Origin of the sequence: Candidatus Accumulibacter sp. ACC005, assembly GCF_907163215.1 — a bacterium.
In the GTDB taxonomy this organism is placed as follows: domain Bacteria; phylum Pseudomonadota; class Gammaproteobacteria; order Burkholderiales; family Rhodocyclaceae; genus Accumulibacter; species Accumulibacter regalis.
In genome coordinates this window covers 1-18680 of record NZ_CAJQUB010000014.1, presented here as the reverse complement: position 1 = coordinate 18680, position 18680 = coordinate 1, and the positions used below count along the sequence as shown (strand labels likewise).

Genomic DNA, 18680 nt, shown 5'->3' with positions numbered 1-18680 from the left:
CAGCCACGAAAGTCGTCCGAACTGTCGGGTTTTCGACACTTGTGTCCGGAGTCGGACTGATGAAGGACGTTCCCGGCACGCCGCGCATCGCCGTCTGGAACGGTTCATGAACCAGCTCCAGCGCCTGGCCGGGGCGTTGCGCCAGCGCCAGCGCTGGCTGCTCATCGCCTTGCTCGGCCTCTTGCATCTGGCGCTTCTGGCCGACGCCGACAGGGCGTTCGGAACGCTCTGCTGGCTGGTGCATGTTGGCCTGTTCATTCTCTGGCAGCCCTTCATTTACGCCGAGCGAAGGCTCGATGTCAGCGCTCTGGCGGTGATTGCCCTGCTCCTTGGCGGCGGCATCGTCTTCTATGGTTGGTGGCTGCTGATCGTCTGGGTGGTCATCCTGGCGGCTCTGGTCGGCGGACGCGTGATGTTCATCGATCATCGGCCGACACGAATCTTCTACCTGATCGCTTTTGCCTACCTGCTCGCCGCGCTGCTCTTCTGGCTGGTACCGCGCGTGGTCCCGAATGCGGCGCTGATCGGGCCTTCTCTGGATCGTGAATTTGCCTGGGGAATGCCGCTGTTCCTGCTCCTGATGACCCTGCTGCCGCTGTCGAAGGATAGTGACCGGCCGGGCGGCGCGATGGTCGACCTGTTCTACAGCCTGTTCATCTTTCTGCTCATTGCCGTTCTGGTACTTGGCAGCCTGGCCTTCATGCTGCTCCGCCAGTTGGGCTATTTCGAAGCCGTATTCAACACCTTGACGTCGATTGCCCTGCTCCTCCTGCTCATCGGCTGGACGTGGAACACGCGCCCCGGTTTCACCGGCATCGATGTTTTCTTCTCGCGCTACCTGCTGACGATCGGGCTGCCGTTCGAGAATTGGCTGCACCGCTTGACGACGCTGGCCGGCAGTGAAAGCGACCCGGAGCGGTTTCTCTCACAAGCGCTCAACGAGATGCTTGATCTGCCGTGGGTCGAAGGCGGCACCTGGGTCGCCGAGGCACGCTCCGGCACCTTTGGCTGCCCGTCGAATTTTTGCCACGAGTTCTTCGGGCAACCGCTACGCCTGACCCTGCACACCCGTCACAAGCTCAGCCCGGCACTGGTCTGGCACTTTCACCTTCTGGCCCAACTGGCCAACGAGCACTATATCGCCAAACTGCGCGCGCGCGAGCTGCAGCAGGTCAGCTACCTGCGCGCGATCCACGAAACCGGCGCCCGCCTGACGCACGACGTCAAGAACCTGCTGCAATCGCTGAACAATCTGTGTTACCTGGCGCAGACCGCCAACGGTCAGGATGGCAGGCGTCTCGAACTGCTGCTGGAGCGCCAGTTGCCGCAGATCACGCAACGCCTGCAACAAACCCTGGCCAAGCTTCAGAAGCCGCAGAGCGAGGCCGGCGGGGCGCTACCGGCGGCCATGTGGTGGAAAATCCAGCAACAACGCTACGCCGGTCTGGCCATCAGCTTCGCCGCCGCCGAACTCGACCCGGAGGTGCTTGTGCCAACGGCCTTGTTCGACAGCGTCGCCGACAATCTGCTGCAGAACGCCTTGCTCAAACGGCAAACGGAAAGTGAGCTGCGGATACACATCGCGCTCGCCTCTGACGCCTCGGTGCTCAGCGTCTGTGATACGGGCAGCGCGATCCGGGAGGAGGTCCTTGCCGACCTGCTGCGCGCGCCGCTGGCGTCGGAGAACGGCCTGGGCATCGGCCTCTATCACGCGGCGCGCCAGGCCGAGAGCTGCGGCCACGAATTGCGTCTGGCCTGCAACGAGCCCGGCAGGGTGTGCTTCGAGTTGCGCCGCTGCGGCCAGGCCACCGCTGCCACGGACCTGGGCGCCGGCCCGTCCTAGCGGTCTCCCGGGGAGGGCGGTCTATGCGCGTGGCGCCGCGACAGTGCTGCCGGTCCGGTGGCCGATCAGCCGGTGGACGACCATGTTTCCCTTGCCTTTCAGGTAAATCGTCTGCGCCTGATGAAACTCGAAACGCTGCTGCAAGCGCCGGTAGGTTCGCTCATCGACCTGGACCACGCCGGGAGCGCCTTCGCTGGTGACCCGACTGGCAATGTTGACGGTGTCGCCCCACAGATCGTAGATGAACTTCTTCTTGCCGACCACTCCGGCCACCACCGGCCCGGTGCCAATACCAATGCGCAATTCGAGGCGCATCTCGTTGAGCTGGAGATCGTCGTGCAGCAGCCGACACATCTCCAGCGCCATCTCGGCCAAAGCACCGGAGAAGTCGCTGCGCGCATCATTGAGGCCGCCGGCCACCATGTACGCGTCGCCGATGGTCTTGATCTTTTCCAACCCATACTTTTCGGCCAGCTCGTCGAAGCACGAGAAAATCTTGTTGAGCATGGCGAAAACCTGCTGCGGCGCCATTCCTTCGGCGACCCTGGTGAAGTTCACGATATCGGCGAACATGACCGAGACCTCGGCAAAGCCGTCGGCAATCGGCTGGCTGCTATTTTTCAGACGTTCGGCGATGGGCGCTGGCAGGATGTTGAGCAGCAGTCGCTCCGAACGCTCCTGCTCGACTTGCAGTAAACGGTGCGTTTCCTGCAGGTGTTGCTGTGCGCGGTGCTTTTCGCTGTCCGAGTAGCGCAGCAGCAGGTAAACGATGCTCGATACGGCTGTGAAGTTGAGGGCGAAGAAGAATGCCGTCGTCGCCGCTGGCACCTCGTATGGCGGAGCGCTCGCCGAGTCGGCCAGGTAGTAATCGAAAGCTCCGGAAAGCGTGGTCAGAAAGACGTAGGCGAAAAACCACGCCCCCGACTCACGCGGGCCGATGAACAGCACGGCGCCGATCGGTGCCAGCAAAGCCCACAGGCTGATACCACTGGCGGTGATGAAGCTGCCGATAGTCCACTGCGCCACGAAGGGGGTAAACAGGAACAGAGACAACTGGATCAGACGGAAGGCATTGAAGTTCAGAGTCTTCAGGTATATCAGCAGATTCCCAACGAGCAGCAACTGCAGGGCAAAGGGAAGGTTCGACGAGAAACGCGGCCCGAGTTGCCAGTAGATCGACAGCCAGACCATCGACGCCAGGCTGATCAGGCCGGTCGCGAAGAAGAGCAGCGACTTCTGCAGACGCAGCTCTTCGGAGTCGTCCGCGCAGATGCCGGCGTTGCGCAGGCGGTCGATGAAGGTCCGGGCGGCCATCATTGCGCAGTTCGCTGAAGGTAGAACGCAGGCATAGGCCTATTGAACCCCAAATCGACGGGGAGGGTCAATGCGTCAATGCAATGCCGAGGCGAGACGCTCCTGCGTCATCGGTAAGCCGCTAGGGCAACTTTCCGGCCCTGATCATGCGGCTGAAAAGCACCCCCGTGGGAATCCACGCGACCTCGTCGTCAAAGGCATCGGTCGCGGTCTTGTACACGAAATCGCGGTTGGCGGTGTTGATCCCGCCGCCGGTCAACTGGTTGTCCACTTCATCGGCGTCGGCACCGGCCGCCATTTGCGTTCCCAGGACCGTGTATGCCCCGTTGCCGTTCTTGCCGTGCGAGACAATGACGGCGGGGACGTCGGTCGCGATTCTGGCGCCAGCGGCGACGTTTGCGAACACCGTCAGGTCGCCCGGCGAGCAGAGCGCAAAGGCCGCGCTTAGGGGTGGCGAAGGCGGCGGCGGAAAGCACTCGGTGAAATCGGCGGTGGGGACGGTCTTGGTAAAGGCGCGGGTCACCCGGTAGGTGTAGCGCCGTCCCCAGGCATCGGTCTCCGGCACTCCCAGGGTCGCCCACGGAACAACTCCCGCGAGATTGGCGCAGCCGGGAGGAAGGCCACCGCCTCCCGGACCCCACGCCCCTTCAAGCCCGGCACCGACCGCGCCGCTGACCAGGGTCGCCGACGCCGGGCACGGCAAGCGGCCATTGACGACCAGATAGCCCAGCATCGCCTCGCGGATCTCGGTCAGTGCCCTCCTGGTGTCAGCAACATTGCGAATATCGATCTGCGTCGACAGGGGGATCAGTAGGCCGCCGATCAGCAGCGCGACGATGACCAGCACAACGGCCAGCTCGGCCAGCGTGAAGCCGTCGTGTCGTGCCAGCGGAGAAGGGCAGTGGTTCATGGCAGGCAGCGCACGACGTCGGTCGCCGGCGTGCGATAGTCGAAGACCGACACCCCGCTGAAGTTGGCGGCGGCAGCCGTCGGGACATTGAATGAGGCGAGGTTGGGGTTCTCGAGGTAGTTGTCCTTGTTGGCCCTTTCGACACCGTCGTTGCGACTCTGGCCAGCCCCTTTGCGGCCGGCGAAGATGAGAACGCGGCTACAGTTTCCAGACGTCGCTCCGTCGATGCTGATCGGCGCCGGCGTCGGGAGTTGCGTCAGAAACAGCATTTCCTTCCAGTTTGTACAGAAGGGCGGATTGGGAGCCTGATTACAGAGCAGGTTGTCGGTTCCCTTGCTGCCGGTGACCGCGATCGCCTGCAAGTGGGCCTGGAAAGCTGCATTGTCGAGCCAGCTGGTAATCTCGCCAGAAAAATCACGGCGCCTGATCAGCGGATCGAAGACGTCGGCTGCGGTAATGAACACGAGACGGTCGTTGTAGAAGTCGGTCTCGGCCATCACGAAGCGTTTGTTGTTGTTGCCCGAGGCGACTCTATTGTTGGTGCTGCCGGTGAAGTAGTTGACCTCTCCGCTGAGTGCATTGGTGTTGTCGAAAGTGTCCAGATAATTGCGCGCGTCGTAGTTGCCGCCACACTGGCTGTAAACGGCGTCAGCCAGATCCCGCGCCTGGCCACCCAGTGAGCGTCCGGGAGCGACGACCAGCGCTGCGAGATTGCTTGCCACGACCGCCCCGTTGCCGTCGATCACGTCGATCTGGCCCTGCGTGTCCCAGTTGAACACCGCCGTCTTGACAACCCTCTGGAAGCGCCCCGCGACCACATACCAGAGGCACTCACCCTGGCTGCGAAGCGGCCCGCTGGTCAGCGTCTTCCAGGGAAGTTTGCCGATCACCGAGCGATCCTGGCCGTTGCCGGCAAAGTTCGCCGAAGCTCCGCCCTCGGCTGCGACGCCGAAGCCGTCGACACCCAGGTCAGGCAATCGCAAGTAGCCGGCTTCGCTTATCGACGGCTGTGCGATGGCGTCAGCGATGAGCGCGTCGCGGCCCTGGGCCAGCGCGTCTGCCGCCCCCAGTGCCCGCGCCGTCAGGAACTGGGTGGTACTGAGTTGCCCGACGAATACGTACAGCCCGAGCAGCGTCAACAGGGTCAACATGGCCATCAGCGCGATACCGCTCTGCTGCGGCCGGAGCGGCAGTCGGTGGCGGTCGTTGCGCAGCTGCTTCATCGGCCGGCACGACTGGCCACGATCGCCAGGCAGAATTCTCGCGCAGCCCGGAACATTGCCTACTTCGCCCCGGTTGCCGTTGAGTGAATGCTGATCCGGCCGCCGTTGAGCAGATCGCTGGCCACGCCCGAGTTACGGTTGACGGTCTGTCCGACACGGGCTCTCGCCGCTGGCGAATCGCTGAGCTCGAGCAGCACCTTGCCGGGGTCGCCGTGCCGCGGCGTAACCGTCAGGTCGTTCAACCATTCGTTTTCATGCTGCGGGTGGCCGTTTACCCACGCCGTACGCCGACCACTGCTGCGCGTGACGACGCCGTCGATGGTCAGCGTCGGGTCGGCGGGGAGTTGCTGTTGGTCGAGGAGGTTCATTTCGCGCTGGCGATCAAGTTGCTGGCGGCGCTCCGGGGTAAAGAACAGGCGACCGAGCGCTTCCTCGTCGGCCCCAGCTTGCGGGCAGGTCGCGACGAGGAGCAGCGCGGCGCAAACGGCCGGCGCGGCAAGCCTAGCGGATCGGAGGAACTCGGTCATTGGCTGTTTCCGTGCCTTTCTGGTCCATTACTGCTCGTCTCCAGCTCACTTGCTGCGCACGTCACGCAAGGTCAGCCACTCGATTTCACAATCAGCCATCAGATTTGCCCGGCCACCACCACGCTCGTCGCCCGTCGCCGGCAGCCGCTCGATCCGACAGCTCTTCACCCTGATCAGCGCCTTCGCCTGCCGCTGCAAGTCGTCGAGGAGGCGGGTAAGGTCTTCTTCATGCAACAGCTTCAATTCCAGCCTCATGCTGCTGGCAAAGACCACGAAATCATTTCCGACCTGGCCGTCAAGCATGCGTTGCGGCGCGATCTCGTAGCGCAGATCGATCAGACGATGCTTGTCGCGAATATCCTTGAGCAGCTCCACCCAGTCGAGGCGCTGCTCGTTGCCAATGATGCCACGCTCGCGCAGCGTGTTGAAGACGATCGATTTCTGCTTGACCTCGCTTTCTTCGTCACGGACCTGCTTCAGCTTCCCGTCGGCTTCGGCGAACTGCGCAGCGATGTGGGCCCTGGCCTGCTCGGCGCTTTTCCTGGCGTCGAACGAGACGTAGAGGGCGAGCCCGCCGGCGGCGACCATCAGGATGCCAGCGAAGGCGCTCGCCTGCAGCTTGCGAAAATCAGTGCGCACAATCTTCATGAGCCGCTCGTCCGCCGGATCTGCACCTTGAATGATCGCGACTCCTTGCCTTCCAGTGCCGCGTCGCCACCTTTGAGCGACTTTCCCGACTCGACGTCGAAGGGCTGCTGCAAGACCTCAACCTGCAGTTGCCGGTTGCCCCTGAGGGCGGCGACGAGACGATTGAAAACAGCCAGCACCTGCCGCGGGTTGCTGCCTTCACCAAGACGCAGGGTGCCGTGGATAATGGCCGTCTCCTGATCGACGGGCTGCACCTCGCCGGACGGGACATTGCCGCCGGGCGCTGGCGGCCGTTGCACAGTCCCGGCTTGCCAGTCGATGGCCTCGAGGTCGACCCACTCCGCGCTGCCCAGCGCGCGGCTGATCTCGCGGAACATGGTCGTTGGTGACGCGCTGTTCCTTTCCAGCTCGACGTAGCGGTTGATGACCCGACGCAGGTTTTCGTTGCTGGTTGGAATCGCTGGAAAAGTCTTGACTATGTCGGCATAACGCTGGCGAGTGAGCCCGGTCTCGGAGGTGAGAACCTCGACCTCGTTCCTGATCTGCGCGGCGTCGAAAAGCTGCTTGCCGGCGAGCAGCAGACAGCTCAGCAAGGCAAACGTGCCGACTCGGCGCACGATCGAGCGAAGCAGCCACAGATGGTAGTCGTGTCGCTGATCATCGTTGGCAAACTGTGCGCGTGGAGGATCTGTGGCCAGCAGGTGCAGGAAAAGCGGCTCACAGCGGGTTTCGGTGGGTATCGTCTTGAGTTTGCACTTGCGTGCGCTGTCTTCGATGTCGAGGATGACGAAGGACAGGGCTTCGCTATCGACACAACTGCTGGCAATGGCCTTGCGCGCGCTGGCGTGCGCCAGGAGGTAGGCCGTGATCGGCTGCCGGCGACCGATCAGGCGCTGACCGACCAGATATTGCTGCAGTTTCAGGGCTTCGCTCGAGAAGGTCTGCGCAATGCCGCCAATACTGCTGTTGTGCAACGGCGTCAGGCGGCTGAAATGCAGTTCGCCGTTGTCCAGGTAACTCTGTCGAAGGCTCTGGTCCTGGATGGTCAGCAAGAGGCACGGTTGCGCTGGGATGCCGAGCTTGCGCAGGAGCAGCGGTGCCAGAAGTGGCAGCGAATAAACGCCGGCGAGGGGCAGTTCGGCGCTCGCCAGGGCGTCGAGCCAGGGGGCAAAAACCTCTGGCCTGGTCAGGGCGGCAAGCATGATGCGTTCGTCCTTGCGGCGCGACTTCTGGTGCCCGAGCGAAAGCGCCGTCTGCAGCTTGGCATTGAAGAACAGCTGCCCGAGCTTGCGCGCGATGATCGCCTGGCGATCATTGCCGCGCAGAAAGGGAATGGTCTCGATATGAAAACCCTCTTCCGAGACGTTGGCCAGGAGCGCGAAGACACTGCTCGAGTTGGCCGCCAGGTAGTCGGCGAACGCCGCCTGCCCGCTTTCGCTGGCGTCGAACGAGCGCTCGTCGGTCAACTCTCCCGATTGCCAGGCGAAGGCCGACAAGTGATGGGTGCTGAGGTAGAGGAGGCGACTGGCAGCCATCGTGCTATACCTGAATCTTGCTGATCACGTCGTAGACCGGCCCGAGAACGGAGAGCATGATCCAGCCGAGCAGCGCACCCATGACGACGGTAAGCAGTGGTTCGATCAGCTGCTGCATGCGCGCCACCGATTCCTTGACGTCGCGATTATAGAAGTAGCTGACGTTCATCAGGGCGTCGTCGAGCGCGCCGGTGTTCTCGCCGACGCGCAGCATGCGGATGACCAGCGGCGGGAAGAAACCGGTGGCGTGAAAAGCAGCGGTCACGTTCTGCCCCTCGCCGATCAGCTGTTCGACACGTTCCAGGCCGCGGCGAATGACCAGGTTGCCGACGACGTCCTGCGTCGTACGGATGGACTCGAGAATCGGGATGCCGGAGGCATACAGCAGCGCGAAGGTGTTGGCGAAGCGGGAGAGGGCGATCTTGCGCAGGATGTTGCCCAGAAACGGCAAGGCGAGCTTGACGCCATCGAAGCGAAAGCGGGCCAGCGGATTGCTGTGCAACAGGGCGCGCAGGCCAAGCGCCAGGATCGCCGGCAGTATGAGCAGGAGATACCAGTAGTCGACCATCAGATCGGAGACGAAGAAAAGGACGACGGTCTGCGTGGGCAGGACCTGTCCCATGTTCGTCACAAACATCTTCAGCTGCGGAACCATGTACACCATCAGGAAAAAGCTGGCGGCCAGGACGATGACGCCAACGAAGGCGGGGTAGGCGATCATCTTCTTGGTTTGCGAGGCGAGTTCATCCTCCCATTTCAGTGACTCGTTCAGACTGTGCAGGACTTCCGGCAGGCGACCGGTCGTTTCGCCGGCGCGGATCAGGCTGACGAAGACGGCGTTGAAAACGCTGCGATGCCCGTCCATCGCCTGCGACAGCGTCTGCCCCCCCTCGATGGCCTCGATCAGGCTGGCCACCACCTCCCGAAAGCGTGCGTGTTCAAGGCTGTCGCGCAGATCGGTCAGTCCCTCGATGACCGGCACGCCAGCACGCACCAGTTGCTGCAGATGGAAGCAGAAGTGAATCATTTCCCGGCGCGGCACGCCGCCGCTGGCGAACAAGGTGCGCTGGCTGAGCGGTTCGCCGCTGACCAGATCCAGCTCCATGCGCCGCAAACGCATTTCGAGGTCAACCAGGTTGAGGGCGTCGATCCGGCCGAGCAGCATCCGCCCATCGGGATTGACCGCCTTGTAGGTGTAGAGCGGCACCGATCCTACATCCGGTCAGTCAGGTCGACCACCCGGCCGACTTCCTCGAGCGCCGTCGATCCGTCGAGAACGCGGCGCAGCCCGTCGTCGGCTAGCGTGGCAAAGCCCTGGCGGCTGGCCAGCGTGCGCATTTCCCGGAAGGTGCTGCGCCTGGCGATCAGCTCGTCCATGTCGGCGTTGATGCGCAGCAGCTCCATGATCGCCAGGCGCCCACGATAGCCCTGAAATTCGCAGCGCTCGCAACCGCCCGGTCGATAGACCACCGGCCGCGGCCCGTCGGCCAGGGTGCCGAGCAGGCGGGCCTCGTGCGCTTCAGCCTGGTAGGGGAGCTTGCAGTGCACGCACAGCCGCCGCACCAGCCGCTGCGCGATGATGCCGATGATATTCCCGGCCATGATGTCCGGGACGATACCGATATCGAGCAGGCGGGGGATGGCGCCAATCGCCGAATTGGTATGCAGGGTCGAATACACCTGGTGCCCGGTCATCGCCGCGCGCAAGGCCATCTCGGCGGTTTCTGCGTCACGCACTTCACCGACCAGAATGATGTCCGGATCCTGACGCATCATCGAGCGGATGCCGTTGGCGAAATCGAGTTTCACCGAATCGGCGGCCGAAGTCTGCCGAACCATGGTCATCGGATACTCGACCGGATCTTCCAGGGTCATGATGTTCACGCCCTCGGAGTTGATGTGGTTGAGCACCGAATAGAGCGTGGTCGTCTTGCCGCTGCCGGTGGGGCCGGTGACGAAGACGATTCCTTCGGGCCGGGCGATCATCAGCTTCAGCTGGTCGAGCTGTTTGTCGGCGAGGCCCAGGCCCTCCAGCGGCACGATGCCTTTTTGCCGGTCAAGGATGCGCAGGACGATGTTCTCGCCGTGAATCGTCGGTTGTGCGGAAACGCGAAAGTCGATCTGCCGACCGCGCAGGTTGAGCGAAATGCGGCCGTCCTGGGGGGCGCGGGTTTCGGCGATGTTCATGCCCGAGAGGACCTTGATGCGCACGGCCATCGCCGGCCAGTAGGTTTTGTGCAGCGAGCGGATCTGCCGCAGCATGCCGTCGATGCGGTAACGAATGCGCAGGAAGCTGGCTTCCGGCTCGAAGTGGATATCCGAGGACTCGCGCTTGACGGCGTCGGTGAGGATCGAGTCGATCAGCCGAACAACCGGCTGGCTGTACTCATCGGCCGATGATTGCAGTCCACGGAAGTCGATCTCGCCGGTCTCGATCTCGTGCAGGATGCCGTCGATCGACAACTCGTGACCGTAGTACTGGTCGATGGCGCGGTCGATTTCGGTTTCGCCGGCGAGCAGGGTTTCGATTTCGATGTCGTCGCTGGCCAGCGCACGTATTCTGTCCAGCGCGACGATGTCGTTGCTGTCGGCAATGGCGACCGTCAACCGCAGGTTTTCAGCGTCGTAGTCGAGCGGCAGCAGGTGGTGGCGTTTGGCAAGATCGCGCGGAACGAATTTCAGCGCCGATGGGTCGATGATCGCATTCGAGAGATCGACGCTCTGCTTGCCCAGACTTTCCGAAAGCGCGTCGCGTAGCGTCGCCTCGGAGACGAAGCCGAGTGATACCAGGAGCTTGCCGATCGGCCGGTTGGACTTCATCTGCTCGAGCAGGGCGATACGCAGCTGGTCCTCGCTGAGAATGCCCTTGCCGAGCAGGATCTGGCCTAGCGGCCGGGAATGGACGGGAGTGGCTGCAGCGTTCATGAGGGCTTGGACCGGCACTTCAGCAGCAGCGATGGTCGCAGACGATCACGTTCATCGTTGCAGTTCAAGGATGCGCTGCTCTGCGGCATTCTTGTCAAAGGCGCTGGGTGAGGTTTCGGCAGCGCTCAAGGCCATCTGATAGTACTGCGCTGCGAGCTTCTTCTGGCGCAGGTGGTCGAGACTGACGGCGACGTTGAAGAGATGGTCGGCATTGCCCGGCTCCAGCGAATAAGCCTGGAAATAGGCCTGTTGGGCATCGCTCCAGCGGCTCTGCCCGGCGTAGAGGTTGCCGAGGGCGAAGAACAAGGCCGACGAGTCGGGCTGGCGGGCGATCAAGGTCTTCAGACGACTCTCGGATTGACTGGCGCCACTCTGCCCGCGCATGTTGATCAGCGCCGCCTGCGCAGTCATGTTGCCGGGATCGGATTCGAGAACTTGCAGAAACAGTCCCTGCGCCCGCTCAAGCTGGCCCTGCCGGTTGGCAATAGCTGCCAGGCCGAGCAGGGCATCGGCATTTCTGGGGTCGCCACGCAGGACCTGTTCGTAGCCCCGGCGCGCGTCGTCCAGACGGTCCGCAAGCCAGGCGTCGTAGGCTTTTTCAAGGGTCTGCGTCGCTTGTTTGCGGCCGGAACTGCGTTGGAAAACCTCCGCCGCCGCTGCGCGCGGAGCCATGCCGCCGTCTCTCGGTGCGCGCCCTGTGGACGAGGATGAGGAGGCGTCCGGTTTTCGCTGCGCCGGCGTTGATCGCTCGGGCGCTTCGCCGGCGGGCGTTGCCGCGGGCGGCTGTTCGCCGTGCCCTTCTGCAGCCGTCTGCAGTGTGCTGGCCGGTGAGTGCGCGAGCGGTGTTGCTTGCTGCTGCATTGCCGGGGTTGGTGGATACGCCGGCGGTCGCGCGGCGGACGTAGGTGCGACTAGCGCTGCGCCGGAAATGGACTGCAATTGCCACCAGAAATAGCCGCCGATGGCGATCGTCGCCACGCCGAGCAGGCCGAGAAAGAGCCATAACGAGGTGCGTGACCTGGGTGTCTGCTTGACGGCAAACAGGTTTCTCGCGGCTGTCCGCTCGTCCGCCTGCTGACTGTCGAAGGCGGCTGCCGAGCGTGCCGCCGTGGGTGCACGTCCTGTCGCTGCTGCCGACGGGCGTCGCGAAGCCAGATCGGCTTCGACTGCATCGAGGTCATCGGCAAGCGACGAGAACGTCTGTTCGTCGGATGGCGCTGGCGTTTCCAGCGGCAGGGGGTCGAGGCGCAGTTCCCCCGCCACCGTGGCCGTTGGCCGAGCGTTGGCGCTGGCCTTGCGTTTGGCTTCCTCGGCGCGCCGCAGCGCGTCCATCAGCAGACTCACTGCAGTGGCTCCGGAGGGCGTTCGGGGAGCGAGAACGGCCGATAGACCTGGTCGGTCTTGAAGAAATCCTTGCCCGGCAGGACGTCTCTGAAGCTGCTGAAGTCGCCATCGATCGAGGCATCCTTGATCACCGTCGGGCGGATCAGGACGACCAGTTCCGTCTTGGCAGACGAGTTGTTGCGAGTATTGAACACTTCCCCGATAAACGGAATGTCGCCGAGGCCTGGCAGGCGCCCGGCGCGGTTATCCAGGCGGTCTTCCATCAGCCCGCCAAGGACAGCAATGTCGCCGCTTTCGACACGCATGATCGACTCGATTTCGCGCATGCGAATCTGCGGCACGAGGTTCTTGATGTTGTTGGCAGCCAGGCTCGGGTTGGGATCCTGCTTCAGCTCGGCAATGCTGGAAATCGACGGGCGAACGTTCAAGGTGACCGTGCCGTTGTCGCTGATTTGTGGCGTCAGGCTCATGAAGAAACCGATCGACACCGACTGTGGCGTGGTCGTCGTGGTCACCGTGGCGTTAGTGTTGGTGTTGCCCGGAACGACGTCCTGCTTGACATTGAAGTAGACGAAATCCTCCGATACCTTGAGCGTTGCGGTCTGGTTGTTGAGCACGGTCAGTTTCGGGCTGGAGAGTACCTTGACGGTGCCGAAGGCGCGCAGCAGCTCCACGGTCGACAGGAGATTCAAGGGGTCGAGGTTGCGGTACTTGAGGACGTAGGGGGTGACCACACTACCGACGTTGGTCGTCAAGGCGGGTTTGGTCACGCTGTAGTCGCTACCACTGGTAAAACGACTCCACTCGATACCTTGCTGGTAGCCATCGCTGAGGCCAACCTCGATGATCGTCGCCTCGATCAGCACCTGGCGCCGGGCGCTGCCCATCACCCGATCGAGGAACTCCTGGACCCTTTCGTGTTGTCGAGACGTCGCTCTGACGTTGATCACCCCGGTTTCCGGATTGGCGATCACCGACGCCGCCTCGCGGAAAGTCATGCGCTTGACGACCGTGGCGCCGGCATTCTGCAAGGTCGCCGGGTTCGGGCTGCCGGCCAGGTTCTGTGCGAGTTGCGTCAGGCGAGCCGTAGTACCCGTTGCCGTCGCTGTTCCGCCGGTGCCGGTTGTGCTTTGCGATGCACTTTGCTCGGTCACCGTCTCGGTCGTTCCTTCCGGGAAAATCTTGTCGGTCTCATGTAGCAGGTCTTTCAGGTTCTTCTCGAGAGAAGACCAGAAACGGTTGTTCGATTTGTTCTCGATCTGAATTCGCGAGGTGTTGCCCGTTCCCGCAGCGCCGCCACTGCCGGTGGCCAGCGCGCTGGTCGAGATCTGCGTATTGGTCGACACGGTGCCGGTCACATCGCGAGAGATGTTGACGTAGTCGACCTTGTAGTTCTTGAGATAGGGAGTGTCGGGCATCACCGCCAGGTTCGGGCCATCGAGTTCGAAGCGCATATCGACCTGCTTGGAAATGCGCGTGAGCAACTGCGGAAGGGTCTGATCGATGGCGTTGAGGGTCACTTCTCCGACAATGCCGGGATGGATGTCGACGTTGAGTTTGGCATCGCGGGCCAGGGCAAAGAGCAGGTCATGAACCTGCACGTTGTTGCACCACCACGCTGTAGGTTTCGGTCTTGGCAGCCGGCCGTGGCCTCGGTAGCGAGAGGCTCTGTTGCACCGGGGCGGGAATGGCGCCCGGCGTGCTGGGCGCGCTGTCTTTCTGCAGGTGAGCGGCTGCCGGCCCGCTGCTCAGCGTCGTTGGCGTACACGCGCCGAGGAGAAGGGCCAGAAGGATGGCGCCGAGAATTGGCAGAGGCACGCTCGAGCTTGCTCCGGTTAACAGTGGAGTTGATGATACCACGACAGAACTTCGATGCAAGTGCATGATTTTTATTGTGTTGTGACTATGTTTGTCGCTTCGTCCGAGGGGCTGGTCAGCGTAGTCTGCTGACCGATCGAACGTAGGGCTTGCTCGCCGGGCTGACCTCGGCAAGCTTGGCCAGCGCCGCGTTGGCCAGCTCGCGCGACGGGTAGTCGCCGTAAATGACGCCGAGCCGGTCTTTGCCGCTCAGATTCGAGCGATAGATCCGAAGCTGTCGAAGATCCAGCATCGTTGCATGCTTGTCAATGAAATCAAGTACTTCTTTCTCGCTGCTGGCATCGACAACGAGCAACTGAATGAAGAAATGGCTATCCGGAGTCTTTGCCAGCCAGGCCTTGCTTGCCGCGCTTCGCTCGGCCAGCGTCAGTGGCGGTTGCGCGTGCGGCGCCTCGGCAACTCCGACAGGCGCCGCCGCGAGCGCTGCGCCGGAAGGCGCCTCCGGTGGCGAAGTCGGCGCGACAGCTGTCGGCTCTACGGCCTGCTCCGCCGGCACGGCGAGCGGCGGAGTGGTAACGATCGCTGGCGCGAGAGGAATGCTGCCAAGGCTCTGCTTTCCGGCAGAGTAGGCCAGGAAGGCGATGGCACAGACGCCTGCTGCGGCCCCTGCCCAGGCCCAGCCGACGTTGAAACGGCGACCGAGGCGCCTGAATCCGGCATCGCCAATCGCGCTGCGCACCTGTCGTCGATCGACCTGATGCACGCCTTCGGAAAAGGCCGCGAGCAGCGCCTTGTCGGCAAGAATGTTGATGCGTCGACTGAGCCCTTCGGAGGCCTTGCTGATCAGCTCTATGGCCCCCTTTGGTGAACGGATCCGGACCCCGATAACCGGCAGCGCGCAGGCGGAAGAGCAGGTAGACGGATACATCACTTTGGCGCAGCGGTTCCAGCCTGAAGTTTTTGCGTGATGCGGTCATTGAGCTGGCGCATGTCTGCCTGCTGCAGGCGGAAATCGAGCTCGGGTTGACCAAAGAGGGCAATTTGCAGGAGTTTGTGACGATTGGACTCGAGGTTGGAAAGCAGGCGGATTTCTTCCAGAGCCTCTGGAGGCATGGCATGGGCCTCGTCGATCAGGGCCACCACCTGGCGCCCGCTGCCATAGATTTCCAGGAGACGTTCCTGCAGTGAGCGAAGGAGCAGATGGCTGCGCCCTTCCGCTGGCGGGATGCCAAGCTCGTCGGCGATGGCGAAGAGGATTTCTTCGCGCGAGAGCATCGGATTGGCCAGATAGATCGTCTCGACGTTGTCCGGCAGCTTCTCGAGCAACATCCGACAGAGCATGGTCTTGCCGCTACCGACCTCGCCGCTGACCTTGACGATCCCCTCATCGTGCGTAATCGCGTAGATCAGCGCCTCGAGCGTCGCGCCGCGCTTGCCGCCAGAGAAAAAGAACTCGGTATGTGGCGTGATGCGAAAGGGGGGTTGATGCAGACCGAAATGCTCAAGATACATCAGAGTTCCCGCGCCGACGATTCCATGCGGTTGTAGAGTGTCGTGCGATGGATGCCGAGCAGGCGCGCGGCCTGGCTGACATTGCCATGCGCGAGCTTCAGCGCGGCCTCGATATAGCCGCGCTCGGTGGCGTTGAGCAGCCCATCGAGGCTGAACGGTTCGCGTTGCCGCAAACGCTGTGTTGCCGCCGCGACGATGGCCTCGCCAGCGGCCTCATCGCTGCCCGGAGCGATGTTGGCCGAAGCGGCCAGCGGCTCGTCGGGGACGTCAAGCTCGGCTTCCAGCGCGGCGACGTCGACGATCTGCCCCGACTGCTTGCTGACCAAACGAATGACGATATTGCGCATTCGCGGACGTTGCCTGGAAAAGCGTAGTCGAGCCAAAGAAGTCTTGCCTCGGCAGAGAGCGTGAATGGCAGCTGCCGCGTCTGTGCCGCGTACAGTTGCCGGAAGTGCTCGAGCAGGAGCAGCTTGTCGTCGCCCATCTCGCGTAAGGGCGGAGCAACGATCGCGCACACCGACAGGCGGTGATAAAGATCGGCCCGAAAATTGCCGGCGCGCACCTCCTTGCGCAGGTCGCGGTTGGTGGCGGCAATGATACGTGCCTGGCTGAAGCGCTGCTGGGTTTCGCCGACCCGCTGATACTCGCCGTTTTCGAGTACCCGCAGCAGCTTGGCCTGGAGTTCGAGGGCCAGTTCGCCGATCTCGTCAAGGAACAGCGTGCCGTCGGTCGCGTCTTCAAAGTAGCCCGCCTTGGTGGCGACTGCGCCGGTAAACGCGCCGCGAGCGTAGCCAAAGAGCGTCGCTTCAACCAGGTTTGGCGAGATGGCAGCGCAATTCAGCGCCAGAAACGGTTTCTCGCGGCGGCGAGTATCGTAGTGCAGACAGGCAGAGGCGATTATCTCCTTGCCGCTGCCCGACTCGCCTTCGATCAGCACCGCGAAAGGCAGGTCGGCATACTGGCGCAGCTGCACGCGCAGCTCTCGTGATTTCCTATCTGTGCCCGATCACTGGGAGCTCCCTCGCCCTGGCTCTTTTGTCGTCTAGGTCGTCAAAAGGAACATTCGTGTCCAGGAATCGTGCCGCTTTGATAACCAAATTCTGCAGGTCGCTCGGGGTGTTTTGCACGGCTGGGGGGGGGGTTGCCAGCTACAAGAAGTGTCAGCAGGAAAAAGGCGGGGTGTCCAAGTGAGGGTGGGTGGTAGAATCTTGCAAAATATAAGGCGACTGTGCGACAATGGGTAGAAAATGTAAACCGTGTCGCTCAAAGCTTGTGGGGGGGGCCCGATAGAACGACTAGTGCGTATGCGGGGGGTGCGTGACAAATAGGAGGATCAAGAAAAAAGAGGGGTGTGAGTCAAATTGGCGCTGAGTATCGAGGCGTGCAGCCAAAAAAATAACCCTCTCGGACGATGCGGCACCTTCGCAGTCCGAGTCGACCAAGGGCCAGCTCCGCTGTCTGCGCACTGGCTAAGCAGCTGCAGGCAATCGGACGAGAATGGCTGGTGACCACTGCGAAGAGCGAACTCAGCGAAAACTCAAGGTGTCGCAGATCACGGTTCTCGATCAACGATCAACTTTAGGGAGTTTTTTCGGGCAGTAAGATTTCCGTCATGGGAATTGAGAGCGGCGGTCGTGTTCGGGATAGCCTAACACGTCTTGTTACCACCATTGGCACCGCGCCAGCAATTCACTCTGCTCGCCTCTGGCTATCTCGTTATAATCGGCCTTTTTTTCGTCTCATGATGCAGAGTGGTCTGACGATAACTTGTCGAGATCAATGATCTTGTGATTCGCTACGGACGATCGACGTCCTCAAGGGCATCATCATGCGCATGATATCCCGGCGCGGGAAGGGTCGTCGCCGATCATGGTGGTTTTCGGTTGGGCGGCAAGACGACCCTGCTCCCGGCTGATCGGCGGCCGCTCAAGCCCAGCGCGGCGACGGCCTTATCGACGGTCGGTCGGTACCCGAGTTATGCGACGCCGTAAACTCTACGCCCGCGCACGGGCTCATGGGATGCTGTTTTCAGTTCGGTGCCCTATTCACGATTCTCGGTGTTCGACAACTCGCCTATCAGATGCGCGAGCACCCGACCTCCCGAAGATCTGAGTCGCGACAGTGGTGCTGCTCAAGCTCATTCCGGTCGGCGTGTGGGGGCCCCCCGCTGCGCCACGCGGGTGCGCTGCACGCGCCTGAACTCTTCTGGCGTCATGGCCAGGCGGGTTGTCTCTGTCACTGGCGATTGCCCTTGATCGCGCTGCCGATCATGTCCTGAACCCTTTGGCCGGTCTCGGATCCGATCTCGCTCGTGAGTCATTCGGACACCGAGTCGCAAGCTCAACGATGCGCTGGTCGCGACTTCGATCATGGTCACCCACGACATTCAGGAATCCCTGCAGATCTTCGATTACATCTATTTGTCTTCATGTCGGACGGAACGTGGTCGCCCTGGGTACGCCCGACGAAAATCCGCGCTTCGCAACACCCCTTTGTTTCACCATTCGTTTTCGGCTGCAGGCGGGACGGGCACGGTTCCCTTCCACATCCGGCAGGAGCCTCTTCGATCGCGAACTGCTGGCGCAAGACGCGTATTCACCTCCCTAGGCATAACAGTCGGCTTCGGTGGCTCTCGGGAGTCACCCTCCGTGGACACCGCGTCAACAGACGCGCTGCAGGCGACTCGGCTTCGCTGCCGCGCTTTTTGTCCTGCCCTGCCTGCTACTCCGGCAATCATTCCGCTCCTGCCACCTGACCATCCGTGTACTCTACTTTCCGGCTTCCAGTCGCTGCTGATCTCATGGGTATTCGGGGCGGTAATCATCGTCATGGTGCTGGCATGCAGGGCTACGAGACCCTGCAACGCTCCGGTTTTCGGCCGAGTCGCTCGGGGTCCTCTGTGGCGCTGTCTGCTGGGGCCGAACTTGGCCCCGGTCGTGCCGCCCTGCTTTTCGCTTCGCGCGCCGGGTTCTTCCGATCACCGCCAGATCGGTCCTGATGAAGGCCACCGAGCAGCTGACCGCGATGGGACATGATGGGCGTGAATCCGATTGCCCCGTCCCGTGGCGCCCGCGTTTTTTC

General features: G+C 62.4%; 14 protein-coding genes and 1 pseudogene. 1 reads left to right on the top strand and 14 read right to left on the bottom strand.

Annotated features, from left to right (window positions below; translation table 11 throughout):
* Positions 1–106: 106 nt before the first annotated feature.
* Positions 107–1843, top strand: coding sequence for an ATP-binding protein (locus QZ613_RS16705; protein WP_291862740.1), 1737 nt, complete (start codon positions 107–109; stop codon positions 1841–1843).
* A gap of 21 nt (positions 1844–1864) precedes the next feature.
* On the opposite strand, the gene QZ613_RS16700 is transcribed toward QZ613_RS16705, so the two are convergent.
* From QZ613_RS16700 to QZ613_RS16635, 14 genes and pseudogenes are all read right to left on the bottom strand, one after another.
* Positions 1865–3160, bottom strand: a complete 1296-nt coding sequence (locus tag QZ613_RS16700) for an adenylate/guanylate cyclase domain-containing protein (protein WP_291862742.1) — start codon at positions 3158–3160, stop codon at positions 1865–1867.
* Between the two features lie 118 nt (positions 3161–3278).
* Positions 3279–4067: a prepilin-type N-terminal cleavage/methylation domain-containing protein gene (locus QZ613_RS16695; RefSeq protein WP_291901951.1), complete on the bottom strand. Its 789-nt coding sequence runs from the start codon at positions 4065–4067 to the stop codon at positions 3279–3281.
* Positions 4064–5290 carry a hypothetical protein gene (locus QZ613_RS16690; RefSeq protein ID WP_291862747.1) on the bottom strand — a complete coding sequence of 409 codons (1227 nt, stop codon included), beginning with the start codon at positions 5288–5290 and terminating at the stop codon, positions 4064–4066. Before QZ613_RS16690 ends, QZ613_RS16695 begins: the two co-directional genes overlap by 4 nt.
* A gap of 59 nt (positions 5291–5349) precedes the next feature.
* Positions 5350–5817 (bottom strand): hypothetical protein, encoded by a 468-nt coding sequence (locus tag QZ613_RS16685; protein ID WP_291862749.1) that lies wholly within the window; start codon positions 5815–5817, stop codon positions 5350–5352.
* A 45-nt stretch (positions 5818–5862) separates the two neighbouring features.
* On the bottom strand, positions 5863–6465 hold the full coding sequence (locus QZ613_RS16680) for a hypothetical protein (RefSeq protein ID WP_291901948.1): 603 nt from the start codon (positions 6463–6465) through the stop codon (positions 5863–5865).
* Entirely contained in the window at positions 6462–8000 is a 1539-nt protein-coding gene (locus QZ613_RS16675) for a hypothetical protein (protein ID WP_291862755.1), read from the bottom strand. Before QZ613_RS16675 ends, QZ613_RS16680 begins: the two co-directional genes overlap by 4 nt.
* 4 nt (positions 8001–8004) lie before the next feature.
* Positions 8005–9207 (bottom strand): type II secretion system F family protein, encoded by a 1203-nt coding sequence (locus tag QZ613_RS16670; RefSeq protein WP_043569663.1) that lies wholly within the window; start codon positions 9205–9207, stop codon positions 8005–8007.
* A gap of 5 nt (positions 9208–9212) precedes the next feature.
* Positions 9213–10925: a type II/IV secretion system protein gene (locus tag QZ613_RS16665; RefSeq protein ID WP_043569661.1), complete on the bottom strand. Its 1713-nt coding sequence runs from the start codon at positions 10923–10925 to the stop codon at positions 9213–9215.
* 51 nt (positions 10926–10976) lie between these two features.
* Positions 10977–12269, bottom strand: a complete 1293-nt coding sequence (locus QZ613_RS16660) for a tetratricopeptide repeat protein (RefSeq protein ID WP_291862759.1) — start codon at positions 12267–12269, stop codon at positions 10977–10979.
* On the bottom strand, positions 12266–13870 hold the full coding sequence (gene mshL / locus QZ613_RS16655) for a pilus (MSHA type) biogenesis protein MshL (protein ID WP_291983309.1): 1605 nt from the start codon (positions 13868–13870) through the stop codon (positions 12266–12268). The genes QZ613_RS16660 and mshL overlap by 4 nt, the downstream gene beginning before the upstream one ends.
* Positions 13857–14087 (bottom strand): hypothetical protein, encoded by a 231-nt coding sequence (locus QZ613_RS16650; RefSeq protein ID WP_291983308.1) that lies wholly within the window; start codon positions 14085–14087, stop codon positions 13857–13859. The genes mshL and QZ613_RS16650 overlap by 14 nt, the downstream gene beginning before the upstream one ends.
* Before the next feature lie 115 nt (positions 14088–14202).
* Positions 14203–15015, bottom strand: a complete 813-nt coding sequence (locus QZ613_RS16645) for a hypothetical protein (protein ID WP_291983307.1) — start codon at positions 15013–15015, stop codon at positions 14203–14205.
* Positions 15015–15599, bottom strand: coding sequence for an AAA family ATPase (locus QZ613_RS16640; protein WP_291983306.1), 585 nt, complete (start codon positions 15597–15599; stop codon positions 15015–15017). The genes QZ613_RS16645 and QZ613_RS16640 overlap by 1 nt, the downstream gene beginning before the upstream one ends.
* 14 nt (positions 15600–15613) lie before the next feature.
* A pseudogene (locus QZ613_RS16635) lies at positions 15614–16581 on the bottom strand (sigma-54 dependent transcriptional regulator); the annotation flags it as partial.
* Positions 16582–18680: the final 2099 nt, after the last annotated feature.